25 protein-coding genes and 1 pseudogene are annotated in these 26,397 nt (G+C 74.3%); 18 read left to right on the top strand and 8 right to left on the bottom strand.

Features of this window, described 5'->3' with window-relative positions:
* Positions 1 to 136 precede the first annotated feature (136 nt).
* The 3 genes from C8046_RS13520 (at position 137) to C8046_RS13510 (ending at position 3,416) form a co-directional block, all read left to right on the top strand.
* A complete protein-coding gene (locus C8046_RS13520) occupies positions 137 to 694 on the top strand; it encodes an NfeD family protein (RefSeq protein WP_235866332.1) in 558 nt (185 codons plus the stop codon).
* Between the two features lie 184 nt (positions 695 to 878).
* Positions 879 to 2,261 carry an SPFH domain-containing protein gene (locus tag C8046_RS13515; RefSeq protein WP_109229900.1) on the top strand — a complete coding sequence of 461 codons (1,383 nt, stop codon included), beginning with the start codon at positions 879 to 881 and terminating at the stop codon, positions 2,259 to 2,261.
* A 135-nt stretch (positions 2,262 to 2,396) separates the two neighbouring features.
* Entirely contained in the window at positions 2,397 to 3,416 is a 1,020-nt protein-coding gene (locus C8046_RS13510) for a LacI family DNA-binding transcriptional regulator (protein WP_109229899.1), read from the top strand.
* 201 nt (positions 3,417 to 3,617) lie between these two features.
* Here C8046_RS13510 and C8046_RS13505 read toward each other — a convergent pair whose 3' ends face one another.
* Both C8046_RS13505 and C8046_RS13500 read right to left on the bottom strand, forming a co-directional pair.
* On the bottom strand, positions 3,618 to 3,899 hold the full coding sequence (locus C8046_RS13505; RefSeq protein ID WP_158277223.1) for a DUF2568 domain-containing protein: 282 nt from the start codon (positions 3,897 to 3,899) through the stop codon (positions 3,618 to 3,620).
* Positions 3,900 to 4,059: 160 nt separating this feature from the next.
* A complete protein-coding gene (locus tag C8046_RS13500; RefSeq protein WP_109230942.1) occupies positions 4,060 to 4,563 on the bottom strand; it encodes an O-acetyl-ADP-ribose deacetylase in 504 nt (167 codons plus the stop codon).
* Positions 4,564 to 4,923: 360 nt separating this feature from the next.
* On the opposite strand from C8046_RS13500, the pseudogene C8046_RS19535 reads away from it, so the two are divergent.
* A pseudogene (locus C8046_RS19535) lies at positions 4,924 to 5,486 on the top strand (dihydrofolate reductase family protein).
* Positions 5,487 to 5,526: 40 nt separating this feature from the next.
* Here the strand turns inward: C8046_RS19535 and C8046_RS19530 are convergent.
* Positions 5,527 to 5,922: a hypothetical protein gene (locus C8046_RS19530; RefSeq protein WP_235866492.1), complete on the bottom strand. Its 396-nt coding sequence runs from the start codon at positions 5,920 to 5,922 to the stop codon at positions 5,527 to 5,529.
* 234 nt (positions 5,923 to 6,156) lie between these two features.
* Positions 6,157 to 6,429: a hypothetical protein gene (locus C8046_RS18855; protein ID WP_199224480.1), complete on the bottom strand. Its 273-nt coding sequence runs from the start codon at positions 6,427 to 6,429 to the stop codon at positions 6,157 to 6,159.
* Positions 6,430 to 6,555: 126 nt separating this feature from the next.
* On the opposite strand from C8046_RS18855, the gene C8046_RS18850 reads away from it, so the two are divergent.
* The 10 genes from C8046_RS18850 to C8046_RS13445 all read left to right on the top strand — a co-directional run bounded on the left by C8046_RS18850 (position 6,556) and on the right by C8046_RS13445 (position 15,227).
* The gene (locus tag C8046_RS18850; RefSeq protein ID WP_199224479.1) at positions 6,556 to 7,398 is read left to right on the top strand and encodes a S8 family serine peptidase; all 843 of its coding nucleotides are present in this window, start codon (positions 6,556 to 6,558) and stop codon (positions 7,396 to 7,398) included.
* 12 nt (positions 7,399 to 7,410) lie between these two features.
* Positions 7,411 to 7,665, top strand: a complete 255-nt coding sequence (locus tag C8046_RS13485) for a hypothetical protein (protein ID WP_109229897.1) — start codon at positions 7,411 to 7,413, stop codon at positions 7,663 to 7,665.
* Positions 7,666 to 7,689: 24 nt separating this feature from the next.
* Entirely contained in the window at positions 7,690 to 7,917 is a 228-nt protein-coding gene (locus C8046_RS13480) for a hypothetical protein (RefSeq protein WP_109229896.1), read from the top strand.
* 143 nt (positions 7,918 to 8,060) lie between these two features.
* On the top strand, positions 8,061 to 8,714 hold the full coding sequence (locus tag C8046_RS13475; RefSeq protein ID WP_235866331.1) for a sigma-70 family RNA polymerase sigma factor: 654 nt from the start codon (positions 8,061 to 8,063) through the stop codon (positions 8,712 to 8,714).
* Complete coding sequence (locus C8046_RS13470) at positions 8,711 to 9,211, top strand: hypothetical protein (RefSeq protein ID WP_109229895.1); 501 nt, start codon at positions 8,711 to 8,713, stop codon at positions 9,209 to 9,211. Before C8046_RS13475 ends, C8046_RS13470 begins: the two co-directional genes overlap by 4 nt.
* A 28-nt stretch (positions 9,212 to 9,239) precedes the next feature.
* Positions 9,240 to 10,874: a S8 family peptidase gene (locus C8046_RS18120; RefSeq protein ID WP_146197168.1), complete on the top strand. Its 1,635-nt coding sequence runs from the start codon at positions 9,240 to 9,242 to the stop codon at positions 10,872 to 10,874.
* A 36-nt stretch (positions 10,875 to 10,910) separates the two neighbouring features.
* Positions 10,911 to 13,388 carry a CHAT domain-containing protein gene (locus tag C8046_RS19805; RefSeq protein ID WP_109229894.1) on the top strand — a complete coding sequence of 826 codons (2,478 nt, stop codon included), beginning with the start codon at positions 10,911 to 10,913 and terminating at the stop codon, positions 13,386 to 13,388.
* Positions 13,307 to 13,507 (top strand): CHAT domain-containing protein, encoded by a 201-nt coding sequence (locus C8046_RS19800; RefSeq protein ID WP_109229893.1) that lies wholly within the window; start codon positions 13,307 to 13,309, stop codon positions 13,505 to 13,507. The genes C8046_RS19805 and C8046_RS19800 overlap by 82 nt, the downstream gene beginning before the upstream one ends.
* Positions 13,508 to 14,076: 569 nt before the next feature.
* Entirely contained in the window at positions 14,077 to 14,964 is an 888-nt protein-coding gene (locus C8046_RS13450) for a S8 family serine peptidase (protein ID WP_328587601.1), read from the top strand.
* Entirely contained in the window at positions 14,961 to 15,227 is a 267-nt protein-coding gene (locus tag C8046_RS13445) for a hypothetical protein (protein ID WP_109229891.1), read from the top strand. The genes C8046_RS13450 and C8046_RS13445 overlap by 4 nt, the downstream gene beginning before the upstream one ends.
* A gap of 94 nt (positions 15,228 to 15,321) precedes the next feature.
* On the opposite strand, the gene C8046_RS13440 is transcribed toward C8046_RS13445, so the two are convergent.
* The gene (locus tag C8046_RS13440) at positions 15,322 to 19,038 is read right to left on the bottom strand and encodes a glycoside hydrolase family 97 catalytic domain-containing protein (RefSeq protein WP_146197167.1); all 3,717 of its coding nucleotides are present in this window, start codon (positions 19,036 to 19,038) and stop codon (positions 15,322 to 15,324) included.
* Between the two features lie 271 nt (positions 19,039 to 19,309).
* Between C8046_RS13440 and C8046_RS13435 the strand changes: the two genes are divergently transcribed.
* Positions 19,310 to 20,398, top strand: coding sequence for an acyltransferase family protein (locus tag C8046_RS13435; RefSeq protein ID WP_158277221.1), 1,089 nt, complete (start codon positions 19,310 to 19,312; stop codon positions 20,396 to 20,398).
* A gap of 3 nt (positions 20,399 to 20,401) precedes the next feature.
* On the opposite strand, the gene C8046_RS13430 is transcribed toward C8046_RS13435, so the two are convergent.
* Positions 20,402 to 21,037, bottom strand: a complete 636-nt coding sequence (locus tag C8046_RS13430; RefSeq protein WP_109229888.1) for a DapH/DapD/GlmU-related protein — start codon at positions 21,035 to 21,037, stop codon at positions 20,402 to 20,404.
* Positions 21,030 to 21,926 carry a helix-turn-helix transcriptional regulator gene (locus C8046_RS13425; RefSeq protein WP_109229887.1) on the bottom strand — a complete coding sequence of 299 codons (897 nt, stop codon included), beginning with the start codon at positions 21,924 to 21,926 and terminating at the stop codon, positions 21,030 to 21,032. The genes C8046_RS13430 and C8046_RS13425 overlap by 8 nt, the downstream gene beginning before the upstream one ends.
* Before the next feature lie 127 nt (positions 21,927 to 22,053).
* Between C8046_RS13425 and C8046_RS13420 the strand changes: the two genes are divergently transcribed.
* The 3 genes from C8046_RS13420 (at position 22,054) to C8046_RS13410 (ending at position 25,730) form a co-directional block, all read left to right on the top strand.
* Entirely contained in the window at positions 22,054 to 23,088 is a 1,035-nt protein-coding gene (locus tag C8046_RS13420) for a zinc-binding dehydrogenase (protein ID WP_109229886.1), read from the top strand.
* 201 nt (positions 23,089 to 23,289) lie between these two features.
* Entirely contained in the window at positions 23,290 to 24,696 is a 1,407-nt protein-coding gene (locus C8046_RS13415) for a hemolysin family protein (RefSeq protein WP_109229885.1), read from the top strand.
* Positions 24,693 to 25,730 carry a CNNM domain-containing protein gene (locus C8046_RS13410; RefSeq protein ID WP_109229884.1) on the top strand — a complete coding sequence of 346 codons (1,038 nt, stop codon included), beginning with the start codon at positions 24,693 to 24,695 and terminating at the stop codon, positions 25,728 to 25,730. The genes C8046_RS13415 and C8046_RS13410 overlap by 4 nt, the downstream gene beginning before the upstream one ends.
* A gap of 108 nt (positions 25,731 to 25,838) precedes the next feature.
* On the opposite strand, the gene C8046_RS13405 is transcribed toward C8046_RS13410, so the two are convergent.
* Positions 25,839 to 26,312, bottom strand: a complete 474-nt coding sequence (locus C8046_RS13405) for a hypothetical protein (RefSeq protein ID WP_146197166.1) — start codon at positions 26,310 to 26,312, stop codon at positions 25,839 to 25,841.
* Between the last annotated feature and the right edge of the window lie 85 nt (positions 26,313 to 26,397).

Raw genomic sequence — 26,397 nt, 5'->3', positions numbered from 1 at the left:
GGGTTTCTGCACCACCGGCGAGGGGCTTACGCACACCGGCGAGGGGCTTGCGCACCACCGGCGAGGGGCTTTTGCACATCCGCCGGGTCTTTTACTCCTCCACTTTCCCCAAGTCAAGACTCAGTCAAGTAGACTGGTGCCAACCCACCGGCCGAGCGTCAGCTCCACCGACGTCGTCGACCACCGGGCACCGCACCACCTGACCACCACCGTGGCCAACCCTGGGGGTTCCATGACCGTCTTCCTCGTGATCGGAGCGATCGGGCTGCTCCTGCTGCTCGCCTCGCTCGTGTTCGGTGACGTCCTCGAGATCCCGGACTTCTTCATCTCCACGACGGCGTTCGGCGCCGCACTCACCGGCTTCGGCGCGATCGGCCTCATCGTGAGCAACGACGCGCTGCGCTTCCTGCTCGCGACCGTCGCCGCCGTGGCGCTCGGCGCTCTCGTCCAGCTCGTCATCACGCGGGCGCGCAGCAGCGAGGTGAGCTCCATCGGGTACGACCTCGTCGGCGCCCTCGGCACCCTGACGGCGACGACCGGCCCCAGCAGCGGCGAGGTCCGGCTCGACGACAGCCGTGAGATCGAGACCCGTCTCGCCTACAGCGAGGACTGGCTCGAACCCGGGGCCCGCGTGGAGGTCGTCGCGCTGGACGGCTCCCGCGTCGAGGTGCGCGCCGTCGACCGCTCGCGCTGACCCGCCGGCCGACCTCGCCCGACCTCACCACGCCCGCACCCCGCGCCCCACCCGCGACGACGCCCCGTCGCACCCGCACCCACACCCGCACCCCGAACCACCCGCACCACCCGCACCCGACCGCCGCGCCACCCGCACCCGACCGCCGCGCCACCCGCGTGGCACCCGACCCGGAAGGTCACCCATGATCGAATCCGTCTCCCCGGCCCTCATCGGCGTCGCCATCCTCGTGGTGGCCGTGCTCGTGATCGGCCTGCTGCTCATCAAGCAGATCAAGCGCGTCCCCCCGAACCAGGCCCTCGTGATCGTGGGTCGCAACAGCAAGGACGGCACGTCGTCGGGCCAGCGCGTCATCATCGGCGGCCGCGCGTTCGTCATCCCGATCCTCGAGGCCGCGTTCGAGGTCTCGCTCGAGCAGCGCTCGATCGACCTGCGCGTGGACGCCGTCGACGCCAACTACGTGCCGACGTCCGTGAAGGCCACCGTGCTGTTCAAGGTGCGCGGCGACGAGGAGGGCGTGCGCCGTGCGGCGCAGCGCTTCCTGTCCCAGCAGGCCGACATCAAGACGCCGATGCAGCAGGCGCTCGAGGGTGCGCTGCGCCCGATCATCGGCTCGATGACGGTCGAGGAGCTCATCAAGGACCGCGACACCCTCCAGGAGAAGGTGGTCAGCTCGATCAAGACCGACCTCGCCGAGCAGGGCTTCCAGGTCGACCTGGTCAACCTCTCCGACATCGACACCCCCGGCAGCGACGTCCTGCGCAACCTCGGTCGCGCCCAGGCCGCCCGCACGCGTCAGGCCGCCGAGATGGTCGAGGCCGAGACGCGCCTCGCGTCGGAGAACGCCCGCATCACCGCCGACGAGAAGGTCGCCGCCCGTGAGCGCGACCTCGCCCTGAAGCGGGCCGGGATCAAGGCGGAGACGGACCGGGCCGACGCCGAGGCGCTCGCCTCCGGCCAGCTCGCCCGCGCGGAGCAGGAAGCCCTCGTGGCCGCCCGCCAGCAGACGGCGCTCGTGGAGCAGGCTCGCGTCACCGAGGAGCAGCTCGACATCGACGTCCGCAAGCCGGCCGAGGCCGCGGCCTTCGCCCGGGTGCAGGACGCCAACGCCCAGCGCGACGCCGACAACGCGGCCACGCAGGCCGAGGCGTTCCGTCGCAAGGAGATCGCCGAGGCCAACAAGACGGCCGCGGTGCTCGACGCCGAGGCCACGCGCGCCACGGGTGAGGCCGAGGCCGCCGCGATCGAGGCGAGGGGTCTCGCCCAGGCCGCGGCCACCAAGGCGCAGGCCGAGGCGCTGTCCGAGCAGGGTCAGGCCGTGCTTGCGCAGCAGTACATCGAGCGACTGCCGGAGATCGTCACCGCCGCGGCGCAGGCCTACGGCAACGTGGACGGCCTGACGATCATCTCCAACGACGGCGCCAGCTCGATCAGCAAGGGCATCACGCAGCTGATCGCGGAGAACCAGGGCCTGCTCGGCTCGGCGTTCCCGAACGTCGACTTCTCCGGCCTGATCGGCGGCGCCGAGGCGCCGAAGAGCCCGACCGGCACGACGACGGCGGTCTGACGCCGATCATCTGACGCGACACCTCGCACCACCCGGCGTGGTACTTCGGCGGCGTACACCGCCACCGAAGTACCACGCTGTCGCATCTCCGGACAGACCAGCCGCCCGTGGCCCGGGTCGAGCTACGCTCGCGCCATGGCGAGGCGGGTGACGATCACGGACGTCGCACGGGAGGCGGGCGTGTCGATCGCGACCGTCTCGAAGGTGATCAACGAGCGGCACGGCATCGCCGCCACGACTGTCGCCCACGTGCAGGACGTGGTGCAGCGCCTCGGGTTCGAGCAGAGCATCGTGGCCCGCAGCCTGCGGTCGCAGCGCACCAACGTCATCGGCGTGCTGGTGGCCGAGTTCGAGCCGTTCAGCACCGAGATCCTCAAGGGCGCCGGGGTCGCGCTCGCCGGCACCGACTACGCGCTGCTGGCCTACACCGGCGGGTCCGACCGCCCCGGCTGGGAGCGTCGCTACCTCTCGCGGCTGAGCGGCACCCTCATCGACGGCGCCGTGCTCGTCACGCCGACGGTCGTACACGCCGACGAGGAGATCCCCGTGGTCGCCGTCGACCCGCACACCGGACCGGCCGACCTCGCGACCGTCGACTCCGACAACCTCGCGGGCGCCGTGCTGGCCACGCAGCACCTCATCGAGCTCGGGCACACCCGCATCGGCTTCCTCGGCGGCCGCCCGGACCTGGAGTCGTCCCGGCTGCGCGAGGCCGGCTTCCGCCAGGCGCTGGCCGAGGCGGGCCTGGCGGCCGATCCCGCGCTGATGCGCGTGGCCGAGTACCAGCGTGACGGCGCCGACGCCCCCACCGCGGCGATGCTCGCGCTGCCCGATCCCCCGACGGCGATCTTCGCCGGCAACGACCTCTCGGCGATGGGCATCCTCGACACCGCGCACCGGCTCGGCGTGGACGTGCCGGGCGACCTGTCCGTGGTCGGGTTCGACGACGTGCCCGAGGCCGCCGCCACCCGTCCCCCGCTCACGACCGTCCGCCAGGAGATCCAGCAGCTCGGCGGCCACGCGGTGCGGATCCTGCTGGAGCAGCTCGCGGCGCCGGGCGGGCGGGCGGAGCGGGAGGCGGCGGGGCCGCCGGCGCACGTGCGGCTGCCGACGACGCTCGTCGTGCGCGGGACGACGGCGCCGCCGCGGCCGTAGGCGGCGGGCCCGGGTCCCCGGGCCCGCCGCCGGCCGCCGCCGGCCCCGTTGCGCGCACCGTTGGCCGGTTCCGCCGCCCCACCGCCGTGTTGCGCGCACCGTTGGTCGGTTCCGACGCCCCGAAGCGACCATCCCTGCGCGCAACGCCCCGCCACAGGCCCGGCCCCGGCCCGGGCGGCACCGAGGCCGCCGCTGCGGCGATCAGCCGGAGGCCGGCCGACCGCCGTCGTCCGCCGCCGGAACCGGCGCGGCCAGCGCCCGCACCTCCGGCGTCCGCGCCAACGCACTCAGCAGCACCGCCGCCCCGACGAGCCCGGCGCCCATCCCCCCGCTCCCCGTCAGCGCCAGCCCCAGGCCCGCGCCGCCGAACACGGCGACCTTCGCGACCGGCGTCGCCACGGGTCCGCGCCAGCGCGCCCGCGGGCTCGCGACCAGCGCCCACAGCGCGATCACGACGGCGACGGCGACGACCGCCCCCGACACCCTCCCACTCCGCCCAGGTCCTCCGCCCCGGCCCTCCGTCACCAACGTCGTTGCGCGCACCGGTGGCCGCCTCACACCCCCCGAAGCGACCATCCGTGCGCGCAACGCGCCCCGCCCCGGCCCGGCCGGCCGCCCCGGCCCGGCCCGGAGGGGCGGACAGTCAGGCCCGCGCCAGCGCCGCCGCGACCGCGTCGTGAGCCGCGCCGTCGAACGCCACGATCCGCACCTCCCGCACGAGCGACGCCGTCCCGCCCAGCGTCTCGACGGCGACGTCCGCCGCGTCCTGCAGCGGCCACCCGTAGATCCCCGCGCTGATGAGCGGGACGGCGAGCGACCGGACGCCGAGCTCGTCCGCGACCTCGAGGCTGCGGCGGTAGCAGGACGCGAGCAGCCCGCGGTCGCGCTCACCGCGCCGGTAGTTCGGCCCGACGGTGTGGATGACCCAGTGGGCGGCGAGGTCTCCCGCGGTGGTCCAGCCGGCGTCGCCCGTCGCGAGCCCGCGCGGGAACCGCGTGACGCAGTCGGCGAGCACCCGCGGCCCGCCCGCGCGGTGGATCGCGCCGTCCACTCCCCCGCCCCCGCGCATCGCGGAGTTCGCGGCGTTCACGACGGCGTCCGTGGCCTCCCGGGTGATGTCACCCCGCACCAGCTCGAGCCGCGGCAGCGCGAGCGCCTCGACGACCACCCCACCGAGGTGGGCCTCCTTCGCGACGGCGGGATGGCCGTCGATCCGCACGCGGTGGTGCAGCACGACGGGCTCGCAGAGCGTGCCGTCGTCGATGTGCCTGACCTCGAGCGCACCGGCCGGTCCCGTCGTCGCGGGAACCACCCGGCGGCCGTGCGCGCACTCGGTCCGCGTCGAGCACTCCGCGCAGACGGCCGCCGGGTAGCGCGGCCCCCCGAGCGCGGACGCGCCGCAGACGGGGCACGGGTGGACGGGCGGCGAGGCGGTCATGGACCCATCGTGCCGCGCAGGACGCCCGCCGCACCGATGACTTTCGCCCGTCAGCGCGGTCCCCCCTGCATGAGACCCCTGCGCTACGCGATCAACGTCACGCTCGACGGCTGCGTCAGCCACGAGACCGGACTTCCTCCCGACGAGGAGTCGATGCGCTTCTGGACGGAGGAGACCGAGCGCGCCGATGGCGAGCTGTTCGGCCGGGTCACCTACGAGATGATGGAGCAGGCGTGGCGGCGGCCCACCTCGGGCGCCTGGCCCGACTGGATGGACGAGTCGGAGATGCTGTTCGCCGAAGCGATCGACAGGACGAGGAAGTACGTCGTCTCGAGCACGCTCGAGACGGTCGACTGGAACGCCGAGCTGCTCCACGGTGACCTCGGTGAGGCGGTTCGACGACTCAAGGAGGAGCCCGGCGACGGCCTGTCCGTCGGCGGCGTGATGCTGCCGACGGCGCTGGCGAAGCTGGGACTGATCGACGAGTACGTGTTCCTGGTCCACCCCGTGGTCGCCGGTCGCGGACCGACCCTGCTCGCCGGCCTGCACGACCAGCTCCGGCTCGAGCTCACCGATCGCCGGGAGCTCCGGTCGGGGCGACGGTCGTGCGGTACCGGCCCGCGCCCGACTGACGGCGGCCGTATCACCCGCGCCCCTCTCACCCTCTCCACCTCACGAGGCGAGGAAGGTCCCCGCCGCGAGAGGGATGACCACCATGGCTCGCTCGACCACCCGCGCGGCTCGGCCGCCGGATCCGCCCGACCCCCACCGCGTCGACAACAGCACGCTCCCACCGGAGTCCAGCCCGCCCGAGCTCATCGTGGTCGGCCACCTCGACGCCGGCCTCCGCATCACCGCGACCGGAGCCCGCTCCGCCGCCGGGTGGGACCTCGGCGACCTCGCCGAGATCGCCGCCGACCCGACCATCACCATCGAGCCGCTCTTCGGCTCGAGCGAGGACCGGGTGCGGGCCTCCGTCCCGGCGACCGCCACGGTCACTCCCGCCCGGCCGGACGACGACGGCGGCGCCCCCGACACCGCCGGCTCACCGTCGGCCGCCTCACCCACCCTCCCCCTCGGCGCCACGATGGCGACCTTCTACCGGGTCACCACCACCGCCACCGAGGTGGCCGACCTCGAGGCCCTCGCGGAGCGCCTCCTGGCGAGCCCCGCCGTCGAGGCCGCCTACGTCAAGCCCGCCTCGAGCGCCCCGGTCTGGCTCGAGCACCGCGCCGACGACGCCGAGGCCGCCGCCGGTGACGAGCCCCCCGCCGTCACCCCGGACTTCACGGCTCGGCAGGGCTACCTCGACCCCGCGCCCGGCGGCATCGACGCGCGCTGGGCCTGGACCCAGCCGGGCGGCCGGGGCGCCGGGGTGCGCGTGATCGACTGCGAGTGGGGCTGGCGCTTCACGCACGAGGACCTTCGGGCCAACCAGGGCGGCGTCGTGGCCGGCACCCCGAGCACCGACACCGACCACGGCACCGCGGTGCTCGGCGAGATCTCCGGTGACGTCAACGCCCTCGGCGTCACGGGCATCGCGCCCGACGCCGTCATCAGCGCGTCGTCGTTCACCACCACCCCTCGGCCGCCGCCATCCGGGCGGCCGCCGACCGGCTGGGGCGGGGCGACATCATCCTGCTGGAGATCCACCGCTCCGGCCCCGGCGCGAGCGGCACCGGGCAGGACGGCTTCATCGCCGTGGAGTGGTGGCCCGACGACTACCTGGCCATCCGCTACGCCGTCGAGCGCGGCACGATCGTCGTGGAGGCGGCCGGCAACGGCGCGCGCAACCTCGACGACGCGATCTACGACAGACCGTCCCGCGGTTTCCCGAGCTGGTGGCGCAACCCGTTCCGCCGTCGGGAGCTGGACTCCGGCGCGGTGCTCGTGGGAGCGGGCGCACCGCCGTCGGGCAACCACGGGACCGACCGCTCCCGGCTGGGCTTCTCCAACCACGGCGCCGCCGTGGACGCCCAGGGTTGGGGCCGCGAGGTCGCGACCACCGGGTACGGGTGGCTCCAGGGCGGCGGCGACGCCGACCTCTGGTACACCCACGACTTCTCCGGCACCTCCAGCGCGTCACCGATCGTGGTGGGCGCGATCGTCGCCGTCCAGGGCGTGCTCCGGGCCCACGGGCGACCCCCGCTCAGCCCGGCCCGCGCCCGCGAGCTGCTGCGTGCCACCGGATCGCCGCAGCTCGACACCCCCGGACGGCCCGCCACGCAACGCATCGGCAACCGTCCGAACCTGCGGCAGCTCATCCCGGCCGCGCTGGCCAACGCGCAGTGGGTCGGCACCCAGTTCACGGGGCGGCTCGCCGCGCACGCGACCACGCGCTGGTTCACCTTCGGCTGGCCCGCGCACTGGCACGTGATCTGGACGGCGGTGCCCGTGACGCCCCGCGTGGGCGCCCCGCAGATCCAGTTCCGCACCCGGGTCGAGCGCGCCTCCGACGCGCGCGCGACCTACTGGATCGACATCACCAACCTCACGAACACGCCCGTCGACGTCGAGGGCCGCTTCGCGGTTCTCGGCTGGTGAAAGGACATCGCCATGAGAGTCGCCACGCAGTTCACCGGAACCCTCGGCCCCCAGGCCACCGGCCGCTGGTTCACCTTCGGCTGGCCCGCCGCCTGGCACGTGGCCTGGTACGTCATGCCGACCACCCCCGTGGTGGGCGCGCCCGAGGTGGAGTGGACGGTGCAGGTCGAGCGCGCCGACCCCACCCGCATCACGTACTGGATCACGGTGCGCAACCTCACCAACCAGGCGATCACGTTCGACGGCCGCTACGCCGTCTTCAACTGACCCGAGACAGGACGGACCACGCTCATGAGCATCTCCATCACGATCAACCAGGCCGCTCCGGTGGACGACGGCGCCGCCGTCGAGCCCGACGGCGTCGACCAGCTCGCCGTCACCGACGAGCCGATCGACGCCGGCGGCCCGCCCGCCTGGCTCCTCGCAGCTGTCGCCGAGGCACCCCCCGCAGCCGCCGCCGAGACGCACGACGCCGGACCCGCCCCCGTCTCAACCGCCCCCCACCCCCGTGAGTGCTGAGCTTCTGCCGCCGACACGCCGTCGGCACCGGCAACAGCTCCGCACTCACGGGGTGCTTCGCCGCCGGGCCCGAGAAACCTCGCCCGAACTCGTATCAGGAAACCCCTGGCGCCCTCTCCCCCTGCGTGAGGACAATGACCACCGTGGGCGACGAGCACACCGTGCCCGTGCCCCCACCGCCGAGCTCACCCGACGCGCTCGAACACGCCCCGTCGGGCGACCCGACCATGTGGGAGCAGGTGGCCGACGCGTTCGACCGGTGGCGTGAGGGCAGGGCTCCCGCCGACGATCTCGTGCGCCTCATGACCCCCGTGCTCTGGCACGTCGCCCGCGCCTGCCGCCTCGAGGAGGAGGCGGCGCGTGACGTGCTGCAGACCGTGTGGCTGGCCCTGGTCCGGCGTCGCGGCGAGATCCGCCACCCCCGCGCCGTCGCGTCCTGGCTCATCACCGCGACCCGGCGGGAGGCGTGGCACGTCCGCAGCGCCACGACCGCCGCGGCCACGACCCAGGCGCAGGTCTTCGAGGACTCCGACTGGGAGCAGCTGCTGCCGCCGGCGCCCGCGGCCGAGGCCGTCGCCGTCGAACGCGGCGAGCACGCAGCCCTGTGGAGCGCCGTGCAGACGCTGCCCGAACGCTGCCAGCGCCTGCTGCGCGTCATCGCGTTCGACGACCGCCCCGACTACGCGCACCTCTCCCAGCAGCTGGGGATGCCGGTGGGGAGCATCGGCCCGACCCGCGGGCGCTGCCTCGACAAGCTGCGACTGGCCCTCGCGAACGCCACGACGGGAGACCGATGACCGACGACGACGCCCCCGACCGCCTCGACGCCCCCGCCCGCGACGACGAGGCGCTGCTGCTCGCGCTGAACGCGATGTGGCGCGAGCACGACCCGGTGCCGCCCGGACTCGAGGAGCAGATGGTGGCGGCCGTGGCCACGGCCGACCTCGAGGAGGAGTGGGCGATGCTCACCTTCGTGACCGCTCCCGACGGCGCAGCGCTCGGCGCGCTCGGGGCCCGCGGCACCGACCCGGAGGTCCTCGAGCTCACGGCCCCCGGGCTCCACGTGGCGCTGCGCCTGTCCCGGCCCACGCCCGAGGGGTCCGCGCGCCGGATCGACGGCTGGGTCTCGCCGCCGACCCCCGGCGTCGTCCTCCTCACGGGGACCCGGTCCCTCGGCGCCGCCATCGACCCCGAGGGGCGCTTCGTGCTCGACGGCGTGGACCCGGGCCGCGTGCGTCTCCAGCTCGAGCTCGACTCCGGGCTGCGGCACGCGAGCCCCCCGTTCACCGTCTGACCGACCGACGTCCCCGAAGGAGTACCCGATGGCCGCAGAACCGTCCCACCAGGACGCCGCCGGGCGTGACGCCCCCAGCCGCTGGCGCGTGCTCGACCCGACGACGGCGCGCACCGGCCCCGTGCAGCCCACCCTCTACTCCCCCGACCGGCTGCTCGTCCGGGGGGACGCGCGCGACGACGGCCGCGCGAGCCTGGACGAGCTCGCCGGCACGTTCGGCTGGCAGCTGGACTGGGACGTCACGTTCGGCGATCGCGACACCCCCGGCACCTTGCGCGGTCGAGGCCGCGGTCGCGACGCCGACGGCGGGACGGACGGCACCGTGTCGCGCCTCGTGCTCACCAGCCTGCCCACCTCGCCGCTTCCGGTGGTCGACGCGTGGCTCCTGCTGGAGAGCGCCCGCGCCGCCCGGTTGCCGAGGGTGGAACCCGGCACTCCGCCGTCGGGCACCCGGGTCCGGCGCCTCGAGCTGGACCCCGCGGATCCCCTCGCTCGCGTCAGCCTCGACCACGCCATCTTCCTGGCGGCCTACCAGCCGAACGCCCGCGGCTTCTTCGGCACCAACCCGTTCTACGGGACCAATCCCTTCTACGGGACCAACCCGTTCTACGGCACCAACCCCGCCGGCTCCCCGACGGCGAGCTACCTCGCGCCGGGTGCGGGCGGGCGCACGCCCGTCGCCGTGCTGCTCCCCTCCCCCGACCGGGGGCCGGATCCGCACGAGGGGCGCCGCGCCGCCGTCGGGATCCTGGACTCCGGGTGCGGCGAGCACCCCTGGCTGACCACGGTGGTGCGCGACCACCCGAACCTCGTCGGCACCCCCGTCTGCCCCGAGTCCGCCCTGGTGCGCGATCCCGAGGTCCACCCCGACCAGCACGGACCGCTGGACGGGATGCTCGACGCCGTCAGCGGTCACGGGACGTTCATCGCCGGCGTGGTGCGGCAGAGCGCACCGACGGCGGACGTGTACTCCTGGCGCGTGGTGGCCTCGGACGGCGCGATCAGCGAGTCCGAGCTCGTCGCGGCGCTCGCGCACGTGGCCGACCTGGTGCACGCGAACGTCGACGACCCGACGGCGGGGCTGCGCCTGGACGTGCTCTCCCTCTCCCTGGGCTACTACCACGAGAGCCCCGAGGACCCGGCGCACGACGCCATGCTCCGCCCGGTGCTGCACGCGCTGGCGGCCGACGGCGTCGCGATCGTCTGCTCGGCCGGCAACGAGTCGACCGACCGGCCCCTCTTCCCCGCCGCGTTCGCGGCCGTGCCCTCCCCCGGCGCCCCCGTGCTGGCCGTGGGGGCGCGCAACCCCAACGGCACCGTCGCGCTGTTCAGCAACACGGGCGACTGGGTGAGCTGCTACGCGCTCGGGGCGTCGGTGGTGAGCACGTCACCGCCGTTCGAGGGCGGGCTGCAGCCGCTCGCCCGGATCCCCGAGACGGTCGACGCCGACGGCCGGCTGCGCGAGTGCCGCGAGACCGTCGACCCGGACAGCTACGTCGGGGGGTTCGCCGTGTGGAGCGGGACGTCGTTCGCGGCGCCCCACCTGGCGGGCCTGCTCGCCACCGGCCTGGCGGCCGCGCACGGGGAGCTGCCGCGTCACACCGACACCGACAAGGCCTCCGCGACGGCGGCCCAGGTCGCGGCGCAGCTCCTGGACCGGTAGCGGGCGACGACGGCGTCGATCGAGGAAGGGACGAGCGTGGCCGTCGCACCGACGCAGGAGCTCTACCGCGAGGCCGTCACCCGGGCCAACGCCGGGCACCTCGCGGCCGCGCTGCGCCTGCTCGACCGCGCGGAGGCGCGCGGCACCGACCCCGACGTCGCGGCGCTCATCCTCGGCACGCGCGCCTACGTCCTGGCCGAACGGGGCGACCCCGGGGGCGCCCAGGAGCTGTGCCGCACGGCGATGGCCACGCCCGGGATCCATCGACGCACGACGGCGGTGCTCGCCGGCCAGCTCGGCCTCGTCGCCCTGCGCGGCGGCGACGTGCGGACGGCGGGGCCCATGCTCGACCTGGCGGTGCGTGGGCTCGACCACGAACCGCGGCTGCTGGGGCAGGTGCTGCTCAACCGCGGCATGGTCGCGATGGAGCGGGACCGGCTGGGGCCGGCCGAGGCCGACTTCCGCCGGGCGGTGGTGGCGTTCGAGGAGGCGGGCGACGCCGTCGGGACGGCGAAGGCCACCCACAACGCCGGCGTGATCGCCCTGCTGCGCGGCGACCTCGTGGAGGCGCTGCACGCGATGGACGCCGCGAGGGACGTGCTCGCCCCGATCTCGCCGATGATGCGGGCGACGTGCGACGGCGATCGCGCGGACCTGCTGCAGCGCGCGGGGATGCCGCGGGACGCCGTGCCGCTGCTCGTGAGCGCCTCCGCGGCCTACGGCCGGGCGGGGTTGTCCCAGCTCCAGGCCGAGACGGACCTGACCCTGGCGCGCACCGTGCTGCCGCTGGATCCGGGGCGGGCGCTCGCCGTCGCGCGGCGGGCCCAGCGCCGGTTCGTCCGGGCGGGCAACCCCACCGCCGCGCTGCGTGCCGAGGCCCTGGTGGTCAGGCTCGGGCTCGAGGCCGCCGCGGTGACCGGGGCCGAGGCGCGCGCCGCGGCCCGGACGAGGGCCGCCGGCGGGCGTCTGCTCGCGCGCGCGGACGATCTCGTCGATCGGTTGGCCGCCGCAGGCATGCCGGAGCAGTCCCGCGAGCTGCGGCGCCACACCGCGCGGGCGGCGGCTCGCCTCGGGGACGTGGGCGACGCCGTCGGACGCCTCCGCCGGGTGCGGGTGCTCCCGCGCGAGCCGCTGCTGGGACGGGTGCTCCACCGCGAGGTGAGCGCCGAGGTGGCCGCGCTGGCGGGGCGTCGACGGCTCGCCCTGCAGCACGCCTTCGCCGGGATCTCGGAGGTGACGGCGTGGCAGGACCGCTACGAGGACATCGACCTGCGCACCTCCCTGGCGGTGCACGGCCGACAGCTGCTGGTCACCGGGATCGAGACCTCCCTCGCGCTCGGGGACGCCGAGCTGGTGCTGGCGTGGGCCGAGCTGACCCGCGGGGTCGTCTCCCGCGCGGCGTCGGTGCGCGTGCCCGCCGAGCCGCACCTCGAGGCGCGCGGGGGGCCACCGCCGGATCCGGGGCGTCACCCGCTGGCCGCGCTCCGGGGCCAGGGCTGGCGGTTGCACGAACGGCCCGGCGGTCCGCCGGACGCCGAGGAGGGCCGTCGCGACGTCCGCCTGCGCTCCGCCCTGGCCGAGCAGGAGGCGACGCTCGTGTCCTTCGTGCGCACCGACGTCGAGCTCGCCGCCGTCGTCGTGACGCCGGACCGTTCCGTGCTCGTGCGCCTGGGGGCCTGGGCGGAGGTCGAGCCGGTGCTGGCCGAGCTGCTCGCGGACCTCGACGTCGCCGCGCTCGACCTCCCGGGTGACCTGCAGCGCGTGGTGGCGCAGTCGTTGCAGCGTCGGCTGGCGGAGATCGCTGCGCTGGTGCTCGACCCGGTGCTGGCCGCCGTCGGACTCGGGCTGGGGCCCGACGGCGTGGGGCCCGACGGCGAGGCGCCCGACGGCGGTGGCCTCCCCCGGCCGCACCGCCTCGTCATCACCGCACCCGCGGCGCTCAGCGGGGTGCCCTGGTCGATGGTTCCCGGGCTCGGGCGCTGCGCCGTGACGATCCCCGAGACCGTCACCGACTGGTTGCGACGGCTGGCACCCGCGAAGGGCACGGGCGGCACGGGCCGCGAGCGCCGCGACGTCCGTCTCGGCCGGCGAGCCCACCCGGTCCGCGCGGGCTTCGTCGCCGGTCCACGCCTCACCCAGGCCGAGACGGAGGTGCGGGCGGCCGCGACGGCGTGGCCGGGCGCCGTCGTGATCGCCGGAGACGAGGCGGGCACCGCACAGCTCTCGCGGCTGGCGGCGCGCGTGGACGTGCTGCACGTGGCCGCGCACGGCCGCCACAGCGCCGACAACCCGCTGTTCTCGGGGCTCGAGCTCGCCGACGGCGCGTGGTTCGGGTACGACATCGAGCAGCTGGAGCGGGTGCCGGACTACGTGGTGCTGAGCAGCTGCGAGCTCGGGCGCTCCTCCGCCGTCTGGGGCAGGAGACCGTCGGGATGGCGCGCGCGTGGCTGCACGCGGGCGTGCGGTGCGTGGTGGCGGCGCCGGTGCGCATCAACGACGCCGCGACGGCGGTGACCCTCGCCCGCCTGCACGCGCACCTCGCTGCCGGTCTCGAGCCCGCGCACGCGCTCGTGGCGATGGTGGCGGAGGGCGCGGCTCCCGTGCCGCTGCAGTGCTTCGGCAACGGGTGGTGACGGCGCCGACGTCGAACGCTCGCGGCCGTGTGTATCAGGAGCAGGCCCCGCGCCCCTCCTGCGGTGACACCGGCACGCGGGCGATCCGCCCCCGTGCCCCACCCCGCACGAAGGACGACGGCCATGACCACTCCCTCGCACGACCTGCCCTCCGGCCCCACCGGCCGCACGATCGTGGTGCTGGACCGCGCCGCGGAGGCTCCGGCCGAGACGCTGCGCTCGCTGGGCGTCCGTTCGGTCCACGCGACCGACGACTCCGACCCGGGCGCCCGGCACGCCACTCCCCCCGGCACCGCGCTGGTGCTGGACCACCTCGGCATCGCGATCCTCGAGGACGCCCCCGCGCTGATGGCCGAGGCGGCCGCCGACCCCGCGACGGCCGTGATGACCGCCGAGCCCGAGGTGTACGTGCACGCCTACGGCGCGCACGCCGAGTGGCCCGGCGGCCGCAGCGACGGCTGGGGCGGCGGTGACATCGGCAACGACGGCGAGAAGAGCTGGGAGGGCACCGTGTCCGGCGGCGACGGCTTCCTCGACGAGGAGGACGCCGACGCCCTGGCGGCCCTGCCGTGGAGCGACACCGACGCCGCGACCTGGGGCCTGCTGGCCGTCCAGGCGGTCGCCCCCGTGCTGCGCCGCTCCCGTGGAGCGGGCGCGGCATCACCGTGGCCGTGCTGGACACCGGGTACGACGCCCACCACCCCGACCTCGACGGCCGGGTGGCGCTGTCGCACTCGTTCATCCCCGGGGAGACGGCGCAGGACGGCAACGGCCACGGCACCCACGTCGCCGGCACGATCGGCGCGGTGCGGCACCCCTCGGGAGGTCAGCGGCGCTACTCCGTCGCCCCCGGCTGCCGGCTGCTGGTGGGCAAGGTGCTGGGCAACTCCGGCGGCGGCACGTCGGGCGGGGTGCTGGCGGGCATGAACTGGGCGATCGAGCAGGGTGCCGACGTCATCTCGATGTCGCTCGGCTCGGACACGCGGGTCGGCGACACCTACCTGCGGTACTACGAGGCCGCCGGCCGGGCGGCGCTGGACGCCGGGTCGATCATCGTGGCTGCCGCCGGGAACAACGGCGACAACCCCGTCGGTTCCCCGGCGAACTGCCCGTCGGTGCTCGCGGTCGCCGCGGTCGACCAGCACCTGCGCCGGGCGCCGTTCTCCTCGATCGCGCTCAACGGCAACGGGGGCGAGGTGAACATCGCCGGTCCGGGCGTCGGGATCTACTCCTCCTGGCCGGTGGACGCCGGCTCCTACCAGGTGCTGCGCGGCACGAGCATGGCCACGCCGCACGTGTCCGGGATCGCGGCGCTCTACGCCCAGGCGACGGGGCTGCGGGGACGCGAGCTGTCGGAGAAGCTGCTCGGCACGGCCACCGCGCTGGCGGAGGGAAGCCAGCTGGTGGGCCGCGGTCTCGCGACGGCGCCGACCCGGCCCGCGGCGGCGAAGCCGTGAGCGGTCCGGAGGGTGACGCGGGCGCGGGCGGTCCGGCAGACGCCGGCCGCCGCAAGGTCGTCGTCACGGTCGACGGCGACCTGGCCGGCACCCTCCCGCGGCTGCGGGAGGCGGGCCTGACGGTGGACGCGACCCTCACCACGATGTCGATCGTGACGGGGACCGTGGACGACGCGGGCGAGAAGGCGCTGGCCGCGCTCCACGGCGTTCACGTCGAGCGCGAGGACGCGCTCCAGATCCAGCCGCCGCCGGCGCCGCAGTAGCGGCGGGGCCTTCAGCGGCGCACGGACGCACGGACGGCGGCGGCGGCCCGGGAGATCCCGGACCACCGCCGTCGCCCTTACTCCGGGCGCCTGACTACAGCGCGTCGAACCGGAAGAGGAACGCCGCCATCGCGTCGCGCTTCACGCTGTCGAGCGGCCGGAACTCGAACCGCCCGTCGTTGCCCGCCCAGCCCGTGGCGATCCCCTGCTCCTGCATCCAGGTGATCTCGTCGTAGAACTGGTCGCCGGGTGCGACGTCCTCGAACGGTGAGACCGTCGGCGCGGTGACCACCGGCGAGCCCGCGGCCCGGTGGAGGAACGCCGCCATCGCGTCGCGGGCGATCGGTGCGAGCGGCCGGAACTCCCGGCCGCCGTCGGCCCGCTCCCAGCCCGTGGTGATCTTCTGCGCGTGCGCCCAGGCGATCTCCGTGTAGAACTGGTTGGTCGTCGGCACGTCCACGAACGGCGAGACCGTCGGGGGCGTGTAGTCCGGCGAACCGGCCTGCCGGTACAGGAACGCCGCCATCGCGTCCCGTGCGACCGGAGCGAGCGGTCGGAACTCGACCGCCCCGCCCGGCAGCGGCCACCCCTGCGAGATGCCCGCGTTGCTGAGCCAGGCGATCTCGTCGAAGAACAGCGTCCCGACCGGGATGTCGACGAACTCGGTGGGGATGGCGAACGTCGCCGTCGTCGTCGGGCCGGTGTGGCCCGCCACGCTCGTGGCCGTGACCGTCAGCGTGTGGGTGCCCGCCGGCAGGTCCGCGGTGGCCAGCTCGACGTCACCCGCGACCGCCTCCCCGTTCAGGGTCACCGCGTACGAGGCGATCCCGGAGACGGCCTGCGCCGTCCACCCGATCGACGCGCCGGCCTCGCCCGAGGCCGCGATCCCCGAGATCACCGGCGCGCTCGGCGCCGACGTCTCGAGCCTGATCTCGGTCGTGGTGGTCTCGCTCACCGAGCCGTCCACGCCCACGAGGCGCGTGGACAGGGTCGTCACACCCTCCTGCGACACCGAGAACGCCCCGTCGTAGTCGAGCCAGGTCTCGCCGTCGAGGCTGTAGGCGATGAGCGACTCGGTCCCGCGCGGCGTGGTCTCGAGGAAGACGCGCGGCGGCGTCACGAACCAGCCGCCGTCGCCGTCGGGCGCGGTCGGGGCGGTCGTCACCGCGACGCCGTCCGCGACCGCCGGCTCGGCGCACTCGAGCCTCGCGTCCGCGAACGCCCCGTGGTCGTTGTTGCGACCGTCGCCGCCGTCGCCGACCACGAGGGTCAGCGTCTCGACGCCGGTGACGTCGACCTCGAACGTCTGCGCCGGGGTGTCGACCCGGATCGGCGCAGCGTCGGTGCCCGCCGTCGCCAGCGTGACGCCGTCGCCCAGCACGGAGAACGTCATGCTCGCCTCCTGCACCCGCTCGCCGCCGGGCTCCACCCCCGCGACGGCGCGGAACACCGTGCACTGGGCGCCGAGCCTGACCGACACCCGACCGGGCGCGTGGACGACGAGGCCACGGTCGTAGGTGACGCCCGCGACCTCGACCTTCCCGCCGTTGAGGTCGAGGTCGCGTCCCACCTGGCCGAAGCCGGTGACGGCCTCGGTGAACGGGAGCTCCGAGACCCACACGTCGCCCTCGAGCGGTGGCGGCTCCACCTGCACGAGAGCCGAACCACCGTTGCGCATGGCCTTGCCCTCGGCGTCGGTGTAGGCGGCGACGGCGGAGATCGCGACGTCGTTCACGGGGCCACCGGGCCCCACGCGCACCACCCAGCGTCCGGTCACGGTGCCGCTCGTGGCGACCGACGGCGCTGCGACCGTCTCGCCGGAGACGACCGTCCACGCCTCGGGGATGTCGAGGCTGAGCTCGACGTCGGTGACCGGACCGCCCGAGCGGACCACGAACACGGCGTCGACCGTGATCTGGTCACCGATCGCGACGGCGGTGGGGTCGACGTCGACGAGCGTCTCGGTCTGCGCCCCGCCCGAGTAGCACGCGGTGCGGCCCTCGGTCGCGGGGCAGGCCAGCAGCGCGAAGCCGCCGTTCTCCACGAGCGGGAGGCTGAGCACGTCGGCCGCCGTCCGCGTCGTGACCGTCTCCTGGAGCCCGCCGTTGCGGTCGGTGATGGTGTGGACGAGCCACTCGCCGTCGCCGAGCACCTCGAGCGGGACGGTCGCGGTGCGCGCCGCCGTGCCCGAGATCCCGCCGATGAACCAGGTGTCGGCGTCGCGCCGGGCGATCACGGCCTCGGAGCCGGGGGACCCGGCGACCAGGCGCGTCTCGTCCCAGACCGTCGGGACCTGCCGCAGGAAGCGCTGGGCGGCGGGCTGCGCGGCGTAGGCCTCCGGGGTGTCGGCGTAGTGCTGGATGCCGGACTCGAACACGACCGGCAGGGCCAGCTCGTGCGCCTTGCTCGCCGGACGGTTGCCGCTGAAGCGCACCGGCGTGTAGTCCATCGAGCCGACGACGTTGCGGGTGAAGGGCAGCACCGTGTTGTGCGACGCCCAGGCGGAGTCCTTGCCCTGCTCCTCACCGCGGACGGCCTCGAACGTGACCGCGTTCGGCCACGTGCGCTGGACGCCGTGCGGGATGGTCGAGCCGTGGAAGTTGATCATGAGCTGGCGCTCGGCGGTCTCGGCGAGGATGTCGTCGTACCAGCGGAAGGTCTCCTGGTCGTCGGAGTCCATGAAGTCGACCTTGATGCCGCGCACGCCCCACTCCTGGAGGCGGTCGAACCAGGAGTCGCGCTGCTCGCGGGTCCACAACCGGTCGGAGTGGAACCAGGCCAGGACCCCCACGCCGCGCGCCTCCGCGTAGCGCACGAGCTCCGGCACCCACTCGGCCTGCCAACCCTCGTCGATGAGGATGTACGGCCAGCTGTTGCGCGCGGCCAGGTCGGCGAAGGACTTCTGGAACTCGAGGTTGCCCTGCGCGCCGATCTGCGAGCCGAGGTCGGGACGCGAGGCGCCCGGGACCCACGACCACGCCGAGACGCCCGGCTCGATCCACGAGGTGTCGGCCACCACGCTGGGGGTGGCGAGGTCGTCCACGAGGGTGGACTCCACGACGGTCGCGGCGTCGCCGAGGATCGCCACGCGCCACGGGGTGACGAGCGCGCCGGAGGCCTCCACGGGGACCTGCTCGTAGAGCTCGAGGGCGTAGGTGGGAGCGCCGGCGACCTTCGTCAGGTGGGTGCCCGCGTACGTGCCGGTCACGTCGGACTCGGTGAGGACGACGTAGTCCTCACCGCTGCGGAAGGTGCTCGGGAACCCGTACGCGCGGGTGGCGGCGTTCGCCGCGGTGGTCGTGACGTGCGCGTTCTCGTACTGGGGGCCGTAGGGCTGCAGCCACGCGTCGGCCGCGGGCGGGAGTGTGAAGGTCGTCGGCTCCTGGACGACCTCGTAGGAGGTCCCCAGCGCGGCGGGCAGGTCGTAGCGGAAGGCCACGCCGTCGTCGGCCGCGCGGATCACGACGCCGAACGTGATCCCGCCCTTGGCCAGGTCGAGCCGCAGCTCGGTGTGGGTCGCGGAGCGCTCGCGCTCCTTGCCGGTGACCATCGTGTAGGTCTCGGTGACCGTGCGGGTCGAGGACCCCACGACGTCGAGCCCCGTCGCCAGGTCGAGGGTGTCGGTCTCCAGGCCGAGGTCCGCGACGTCGACGAGGGTCTCCCCGCCGGTGCCGGCGGTGAGGTTGAGCACGCCCGCCTCGAGGGCCACGTCAGCCACGACACCGCCGCCCGGTGACGTGACGGTCCACTCGCCGTCGGGCGCGGCCGACGCCGGGGCGGCGACCAGGGCGCTCGCGCCCAGCACGGACACGGCCGCTCCGAGCGCGACGGCGGAGCGTGACCTGCGGCGAGATCTCGCGGATGGATGGAGATGGTTCTGAGAATGCAGCACTGCGTCCTCCTCTGAGTCGGCACTCCACGTTGAGTACCTCCATCGACTGTACGAATTGCCTCCGACATCCGCACCGATCCGCTCGGAACTGATCGCGGGCCACCGCGGACGGATCGTCTCCGATCCGCTTCGATCACGGCCGCGTGCGTCGTCCTGTCCCCCGCACCCACCCCCGACCTACCCTGACGAGGTGACCACGCCCACCGCCCCCGCGACGCAGCGGCCGGCACCCTCGGGACGCGACACCTACTGGGACGCCGTCCGCGGCCTCTGCATCCTGGGCGTCATCTGGACCCACACCACCACCGGCATCCCCTACCTCGACGGCCCGCACGCCTGGAACCTCGACTACTGGCTGGCCCAGCGGCAGCTGGTGAACTTCCCCGTCGCGGTGTTCCTCTTCCTGGCCGCGTACTTCGTCTCGCCGTCGAAGGTGGCCGACGGCGCGGCCTGGCTCCGCTCGCGCGCCGTGCGCCTCGGCGTGCCGTTCCTGCTCTGGTCCACCGCCTACACGCTGCTGATCGCCACGATCAGCGGTGCGTGGAACCCTCGCCTGCTGGTCCGCGACGTCGTGCTCGGCGCCTCGGTCCCGCACCTGTACTTCATCGTGGTGCTGCTCCAGCTCGTGCTCCTCACGCCGCTGCTGCTGCGCGCCTTGGAGACCCGCTGGCGGTGGGCGTTGTGGGCCGTCACGCCGATCTACCTCGTCTGGCTGTACGTCCGCACGCTGGCTGACGGCACCCCGCCGTCGTTCTCCAACACGTGGCTCTTCGGCTGGTTCGCCTTCTACCTGGCCGGGCTGTGGGTGCGGCGGCACGGGGCGCCGTCGATCCGGGTGCCGGTCGCCGTCGGCGCGGTGGCCGTGACGGTCACGGCCGGCGTGGCCGAGTCGTTCCTCCTGGTGCGGTCCGGCGGCGACATCGGCTTCGCGGCCGGGCAGCTCACCGTCGGCTCCGTGCTGGGCGCGTTCGCGGTGATCGCGCTGCTGCTCGCGCTGCACCAGCGCCGCGAGCGGACCGGCGCGGCGCACGACGGCGAGCGGTGGTTCGGTCTGGACGGTCTCGGCCGCGACTCGTACGGCATCTACTACGTGCACCTGCTGTGGTTCGTGCTCGCCTGGCGGGTCCTCGAGGTGCCGTTCGACGACGGCCAGGTGCCGGTCCTGCCGGCGCTCCAGCTGGTCGAGCTGGCCGTCGTGCTCGCGCTGAGCCTGCTGGCGATCGCGGCGACCCGCCGGCTCATCGGGCGCCGAGCGGCGACCCGGTTCCTCGGGTTCTGACCGTCAGGCCTCTCGGGCCTCGACCCCGGGCGGACGCCCGCCGTCGCCGTCGATCATCCGCACCACCCGCGCCGGCGACCCCACCACGATCGCCCGGGCCGGCACGTCCCGCGTGACGATCGACCCGGCGCCGACCACGGCGTCGTCCCCGATGGTCACGCCGGGCAGCACCGTCACGTTCGCGCCGAGCCACACGTTGCGCCCCAGCACCACGGGCGCGGGGAGCAGGTCCGCGCGGCGGGCCGGGTCGACGTCGTGCTGGAGCGTCGCGATCACGGCGTTGTGACCGATGAGGCAGTCGTCCCCGATCGTGATCCCGCCCTGGTCCTGGAACCGGCCGCCGGAGTTGATGAAGACGCGGCGGCCGAGGTGGAGGTTGCGGCCGAAGTCCGCGGTGAACGGCGGGAAGAGGGTCACGGACTCGTCGACGGGCGCGCCCGTGAGCCGGGCGAGCAGCTCCCGCACGCGCTCCGGTTCGTGGTAGCCGCCGTTGAGCTCACCCGTGATCCGCATCGACTCCTGGCTGACCGCGTGCATCACCGCGTGGGCGGGCGAGCCGGCGGGGATGCGCTCCCCGCCGTCGAGCAGCGCGAGGAGCTCGGGAAGACCGGCGATGCCCGACGGCGCAGCCTCAGTCATGCGCGACGCTCCCGTCGTGCACGGCGGACCGTGCCCCGGTCTCGGCCCCCCAGCTCGCGAGAATCTGCAGCCGGTCGGCCGACGGCGACCCGGGCTCGGCCGTGTAGACGAGGAGCGTGCGCCCGTCGTCGGCCGCGATCGTCAGCTCCTCGTACGTCAGGCTCAGCTCGCCCACGACGGGGTGGTGGAACCGCTTGGTGCCGGCGCCGTGCGTGCGCACGTCGTGCGCGGACCAGAGCCGGCTGAACGTCTCGCTGCGCGTGGTGAGCTCGCCGACGAGGTCCTGCAGCTCGCGGTCGTGCGGGTCGCGGCCCGCCTCGGCGCGCATGATGCCGACGCACATCGCGGCGAACAGGTCCCAGTCCGGGTAGAACTCGCGCGAGGCCGGGTCGAGGAACTGGAACCGCGCGAGGTTCGGCACCCGCCCGCCGCTCCCGATCACCGGGGAGTAGAAGGCCGTGCCGAGCGCGTTGGTGGCGACGAGGTTCTGCCGGCGGTCGCGCACGAACGCGGGCCCGCCGGTGATCGCGTCGAGCGTGCGCTGCAGCCCCTGCCGGGTCGGCTGCTGCGCGGAGGCCCGACGGCGGACGCGCCCCGAGGCCGGGATGCCGTCCGCGGCGCGGGCCAGGTGGTGCAGGTGCCGGCGCTCGGTCTCGTCCAGGTTCAGGGCCCGCGCGAGCGACTCGAGCACCGCGGCGGAGGCGCCGGCGATGTCGCCGCGCTCGATCTTGGCGTAGTACTCCACGCTGACGTCGGCGAGCATCGCAACCTCCGCCCGCCGCAGACCGGCCACCCGCCGGTTGGTGCCCGCGGGCAGACCGACGTCGGCCGGGGAGATCCGCGCCCGCCGCGTCATGAGGAACTCCCGCACCTCGGCTCGTTGGTCCATGCCGTCCACGGTAAGCCGGTCCCGGACGGGGAGGGATGCCCCGCGGGTACACCTCTCGACAGAGACTCCCCCGCGTCGGCGCCACGGATTGACTGGAGTCCGACAGCACGACGAGAGGACCCGCTTCATGCGAGCAACACTGATGTACAAGGCCGGCGACGTGCGCGTGGTGGAGGTGCCCGATCCCGAGATCGAGGCGCCCACCGACGTGGTGATCCGCGTGACGCACGCGTGCGTCTGCGGCTCCGACCTGCACCCGTACCACGACCTCGAGGACACCCCCGAGGGGCGCCGGATGGGTCACGAGGCGATCGGCGTCGTCGAGCAGATCGGTGCCGACGTCGAGCGTCTGGCGATCGGCGACACGGTCATCGTGCCGTTCGCGTGGTCGGACAACACCTGCGTGCACTGCCGCGACGGGATCACCACCTCGTGCGTGCACGGTGGCTTCTTCGACGGCGCCCCCTCGGCCACGCAGGCCGAGAAGCTGCGCGTCCCGCAGGCGGACGGCACCGCCGTCGTCGTCCCGGCCGGCACCGACGAGTCGCTCTTCCCGTCCCTGCTCACGCTCTCCGACGTCTACCTGACCGGCCACCACGCCGCGGTCCGGGGCGGGGTCGAGGCCGGCAAGACCGTCGCGGTGATCGGCGACGGCGCGGTCGGGCTCTCCGCGGTGCTCGCGGCCGCACAGCTCGGCGCGACGACGATCATCCTCATGGGCCGCCACGAGGCGCGCACCGACCTGGGGCGCGAGTTCGGCGCGACCCACGTCGTCGCCGAGCGCGGTGAGGAGGGCATCGCAGCGGTGCTTGAGATCACCGACGGCCTGGGTGTGCACGTGGTCCTCGAGGCCGTCGGCCACATGCCCGCCTACGAGCAGTCCTACGGGATCGTCCGTCCCGGCGGCACGATCTCGCGCGTGGGGGTGCCGCAGTACGAGGATGCTCCGGTCGGCTTCGCGTCGCTGTTCGGCAAGAACGTGACGCTGACGGGCGGCCCGGCGGCGGTCCGCGCCTACCTCGAGGCCGCGCTGCCGACCGTGCTCGACGGCACGATCGACCCCGGTCGCGTCTTCGACCGCGAGCTGCCGCTGGGCGAGATCGCCGAGGCCTACCGGCTGATGGACGCGCGCGAGGCGCTGAAGGTGCTCATCCGCCCGTGAGCGTGGGCGCGGCCGCTGCTCGGGGTGACCGGGCGGCGGCCGCGCCAGTCGCCGATTCCCCGACCCACCACCTGATCGCCCCGCGACCGTACGATGAGTCCTCCCGATCACAGGAGGTACCGGCCCCGTGGCCAGTGACAGTCCGGCTTCACCGCCGAGAATCTGCCCCGTTCCACCCCTCGCGCCGTTGCCGAGGCCCTCGTGCTAGCCGAGGTCCTCCAGCTCCTGCTCGGCCTCGTGCTGATCGGAGTGATCATCGCCGCCGGCGGCTACTTCGTCGCCCAGGAGTTCGCCTACATGTCGGTGGACCGCTCCGCGCTGCGAGCCCGTGCCGCCACCGGTGACGCCGGCGCCGAACGCGCCCTGCGCGTCACGCGTCGCACGTCCTTCATGCTCTCGGGCGCCCAGCTCGGCATCACCGTCACCGGACTGCTGGTCGGCTACGTGGCCGAACCGCTCGTCGGCGGATCGCTGGCCGCGCTGTTCGGGGCCGCCGGAGCCGTCGGTGCGATCACGACCGGCGTGCTGCTGGTCTCCGTCGTCGTCCAGATGATCTTCGGTGAGCTCTTCCCCAAGAACCTCGCCATCTCCAACCCCGAGCCGCTCGCCCGGGCCCTGGCGCGCTCGACGCTGATCTACCTCGCGGTGCTCGGGTGGCTCATCACGCTCTTCGACAAGGCGTCCAACCTGCTGCTGAAGCTGGTGCGCGTCGAACCCGTGCACGACGTCGACTCCAGCGCGAGCGCCGAGGACCTCGGCCACATCATCGGCGACTCGCGCGACAGCGGCGACCTGCCGGACGACCTCTCGCTGCTGCTGAGCCGCATCCTCGACTTCCCCGAGCGCGAGGTGGACCACGCGATGGTCCCGCGCGTGCGGGCCGACGTCGTGGGCGAGGACACCACCATCGCGGACGTCCGCCGGCTCATGGCCACCGCTCACACCCGCTACCCGGTGGTGGACGAGCGGTCGCAACCGGTCGGCGTCGTCGACCTGGTCGGCGTCCTGGAGTGCGATCCCGACGACGACCGCCCCGTCACCGCGATCATGCGCGAGCCGCTCGTGCTCCCCACGGCGATGCCGCTCCCGACGGCGCTCGTGCAGCTGCAGACCTCGGCCAACGAGCTGGCGTGCGTGATCGACGAGCACGGCGGCTTCGTCGGCCTGCTGACGATCGAGGACCTCACCGAGGAGCTCACCGGCGACATCGTCGACGAGCACGACGGCGACGACGGTGGCGTCGAGGGCGTGGAGCAGGAGTCGGAGACGACCTGGCTGCTCGACGGCGACGCCCACCTCGACGAGGTCGAGCGCGCGATCGGCCACGACCTGCCGCGCGGCGACTACGAGACGATCGCCGGCCTGCTCATCGATCTGCGCGAGGCGCTGCCCGAGGTGGGCGAGGTGCAGCGGATCGAGCTGCCGGTCATGGTGGAGGACCTGCTCGAGCACCACGCCGTCGCCCGCTTCGCCCTGGCGGAGACTCTCGACGTCGACCGCTTCGTCCCCTCCCGCGTGCGGCTGAGCCTCCACGAGGCCCCGCTCGATCCCGACGACGGGGCCGATGCCGACGCCGCCGGCACCCACGACTCCGAGGAGCAGCGATGAACGGCTGGGTCGTCGCCGGTGCGACGGTGGGACTGATCGTGCTGAGCGCGTTCTTCGTCGTCATCGAGTTCTCCCTGATGGGCGCGCGCCGTCATCGTCTGGAGGCGCTCGCGCCGACGGACCGTGCGGCCCGCGCCGCGCTGCGCGGCATGAACGAGCTCACGATGATGCTCGCCACCGCGCAGCTCGGCATCACGGCGTGCACGTTCGCGCTGGGCGCCGTCACCAAACCGGCCGTGGACGGCTGGCTCGAGCCGATCCTGTCGGGCTGGGGGCTGCCGGGCTGGCTCTCGGGCGGGGTCTCGTTCGCGATCGCGCTGTTCGTGGTCACGTTCCTCCACCTCGTCATCGGCGAGATGGCGCCCAAGTCGTGGGCGATCGCGCACCCCGAGGTGGCGGCCCGGTTCGTCTCGCTCCCCGCGCGCGGGGTGGCGTGGGTGTTCCGCCCGCTGCTGACGCTGATCAACACGATCGCCAACGCGCTCGTGGCGCGCACCGGTGTCACGCCGGTGGACCGCGCCGCGGTGGGTGGCCGCGACGTCGCCACGATCCGCAGCCTGGTGGAGCACTCCGAGCAGGTGGGGGTGCTCGAGCCCGAGCTGGGCTCGCAGATCTCGCACGCGCTCGACCTGCAGCAGCTCGAGCTGGCCGTGCTCGCGGCCGACGCGGAGACCGTCACGGGTCTCCCGGTCGGCGCGAGCGTGGGCGAGGTGCTGGACGAGGCGCGTCACCGGGGCGACCTGCGGGTGCTCCTGCTCGACGACGCCGGGGTCCCCACGCAGGTCGTGCACGTGCGCGACGTCCTGCTGCTGGAGACCTCGGCGCCCGCCGCATCGGTGGCGCGTCCGGTGCTCGAGCTCCCCGCCGCGACCCTCGCGTGGGAGGCGCTGGGCACGATGCGGGATGCCCGCACCCAGCTCGCGGTGGTGCACGACGGCGACCGGCGCGTCGCCGTCACGATCTCCGACCTGGTGACGCGGCTGCTCCCGGCGGGGGCCGCGAGCGGTGGGGACGGGGCGGCGCAGCCGGCCTGATCCTCGGTCGCGCGCTCACGCTCGTCAGCGCCTACGACAGACGCCCCGGCTCCGGCCGGGGCGTCTGTGCGTTTCCGGGCTCGCTCGCACGCCGAACCCCGACCCGGATCAGCTCGTGCGTCCCGTCAATCGCGCCCAGAACCCGACCTTCCGCTCGCTCCAGCCGTGCTGCGCAAGCACGTCCTGCAGCACGCGCTTGGGAACGGCGCTGTCGAAGTTCCACCCGAAGGTCTGCCCGACCTGCCCGTGGTCGGACGCGATCGGCGCAGCGCTGCTGTTGAAGCTCTTCCTGCGGACCGTGCCGCGGAAGCTGCTGAACGACGCACTCCCGCCCCCGAACCCGACGCCGCCCTGCGCCTCCTGGGTGTGATCGGTGAGCGTGTAGGTGGCGTCGTCGTCGAGCTCGACGATCAGCCGGTACGTCGCGTCGACGGCGCCGGCAGCCAGCGGCCCGGCCCACTGGGCGTCGGCGTAGTTCCAGGTGCCGACGAGCCCGGTGGGCGTCGTCGACCAGACGAACGGGACCTCGGGACCGTTCGTGGCCATCACGGCCGCGACAACCTGGGGGCGTGGGGCAGCCATGGCGATTCCTCTGCTCGTGGGCGGATGCTCAATCCCAACACGGAGTGCGGCCGATCGGTGGATTCGTCCGTCGGTGAACGACGGC

This window comes from Serinibacter arcticus (genome assembly GCF_003121705.1).
Classification (GTDB): Bacteria; Actinomycetota; Actinomycetes; order Actinomycetales; family Beutenbergiaceae; genus Litorihabitans.
The sequence above is the reverse complement of the archived record's forward strand: the minus strand, read 5'-3'. Positions and strand labels throughout refer to the sequence as shown.

Excerpts from the sequence above, each read along its gene's own strand:
- C8046_RS13430 (WP_109229888.1), bottom strand. The coding sequence starts at position 21,037 with ATGACTGAGGCTGCGCCGTCGGGCATCGCCGGTCTTCCCGAGCTCCTC.
- C8046_RS13480 (WP_109229896.1), top strand. The coding sequence starts at position 7,690 with ATGAGCATCTCCATCACGATCAACCAGGCCGCTCCGGTGGACGACGGC.
- C8046_RS13420 (WP_109229886.1), top strand. The coding sequence starts at position 22,054 with ATGCGAGCAACACTGATGTACAAGGCCGGCGACGTGCGCGTGGTGGAG.
- C8046_RS13425 (WP_109229887.1), bottom strand. The coding sequence starts at position 21,926 with ATGGACCAACGAGCCGAGGTGCGGGAGTTCCTCATGACGCGGCGGGCG.
- C8046_RS19800 (WP_109229893.1), top strand. The coding sequence starts at position 13,307 with ATGGCGCGCGCGTGGCTGCACGCGGGCGTGCGGTGCGTGGTGGCGGCG.
- C8046_RS13515 (WP_109229900.1), top strand. The coding sequence starts at position 879 with ATGATCGAATCCGTCTCCCCGGCCCTCATCGGCGTCGCCATCCTCGTG.
- C8046_RS13405 (WP_146197166.1), bottom strand. The coding sequence starts at position 26,312 with ATGGCTGCCCCACGCCCCCAGGTTGTCGCGGCCGTGATGGCCACGAAC.
- C8046_RS13410 (WP_109229884.1), top strand. The coding sequence starts at position 24,693 with ATGAACGGCTGGGTCGTCGCCGGTGCGACGGTGGGACTGATCGTGCTG.
- C8046_RS13470 (WP_109229895.1), top strand. The coding sequence starts at position 8,711 with ATGACCGACGACGACGCCCCCGACCGCCTCGACGCCCCCGCCCGCGAC.
- C8046_RS13485 (WP_109229897.1), top strand. The coding sequence starts at position 7,411 with ATGAGAGTCGCCACGCAGTTCACCGGAACCCTCGGCCCCCAGGCCACC.
- C8046_RS18120 (WP_146197168.1), top strand. The coding sequence starts at position 9,240 with ATGGCCGCAGAACCGTCCCACCAGGACGCCGCCGGGCGTGACGCCCCC.
- C8046_RS13510 (WP_109229899.1), top strand. The coding sequence starts at position 2,397 with ATGGCGAGGCGGGTGACGATCACGGACGTCGCACGGGAGGCGGGCGTG.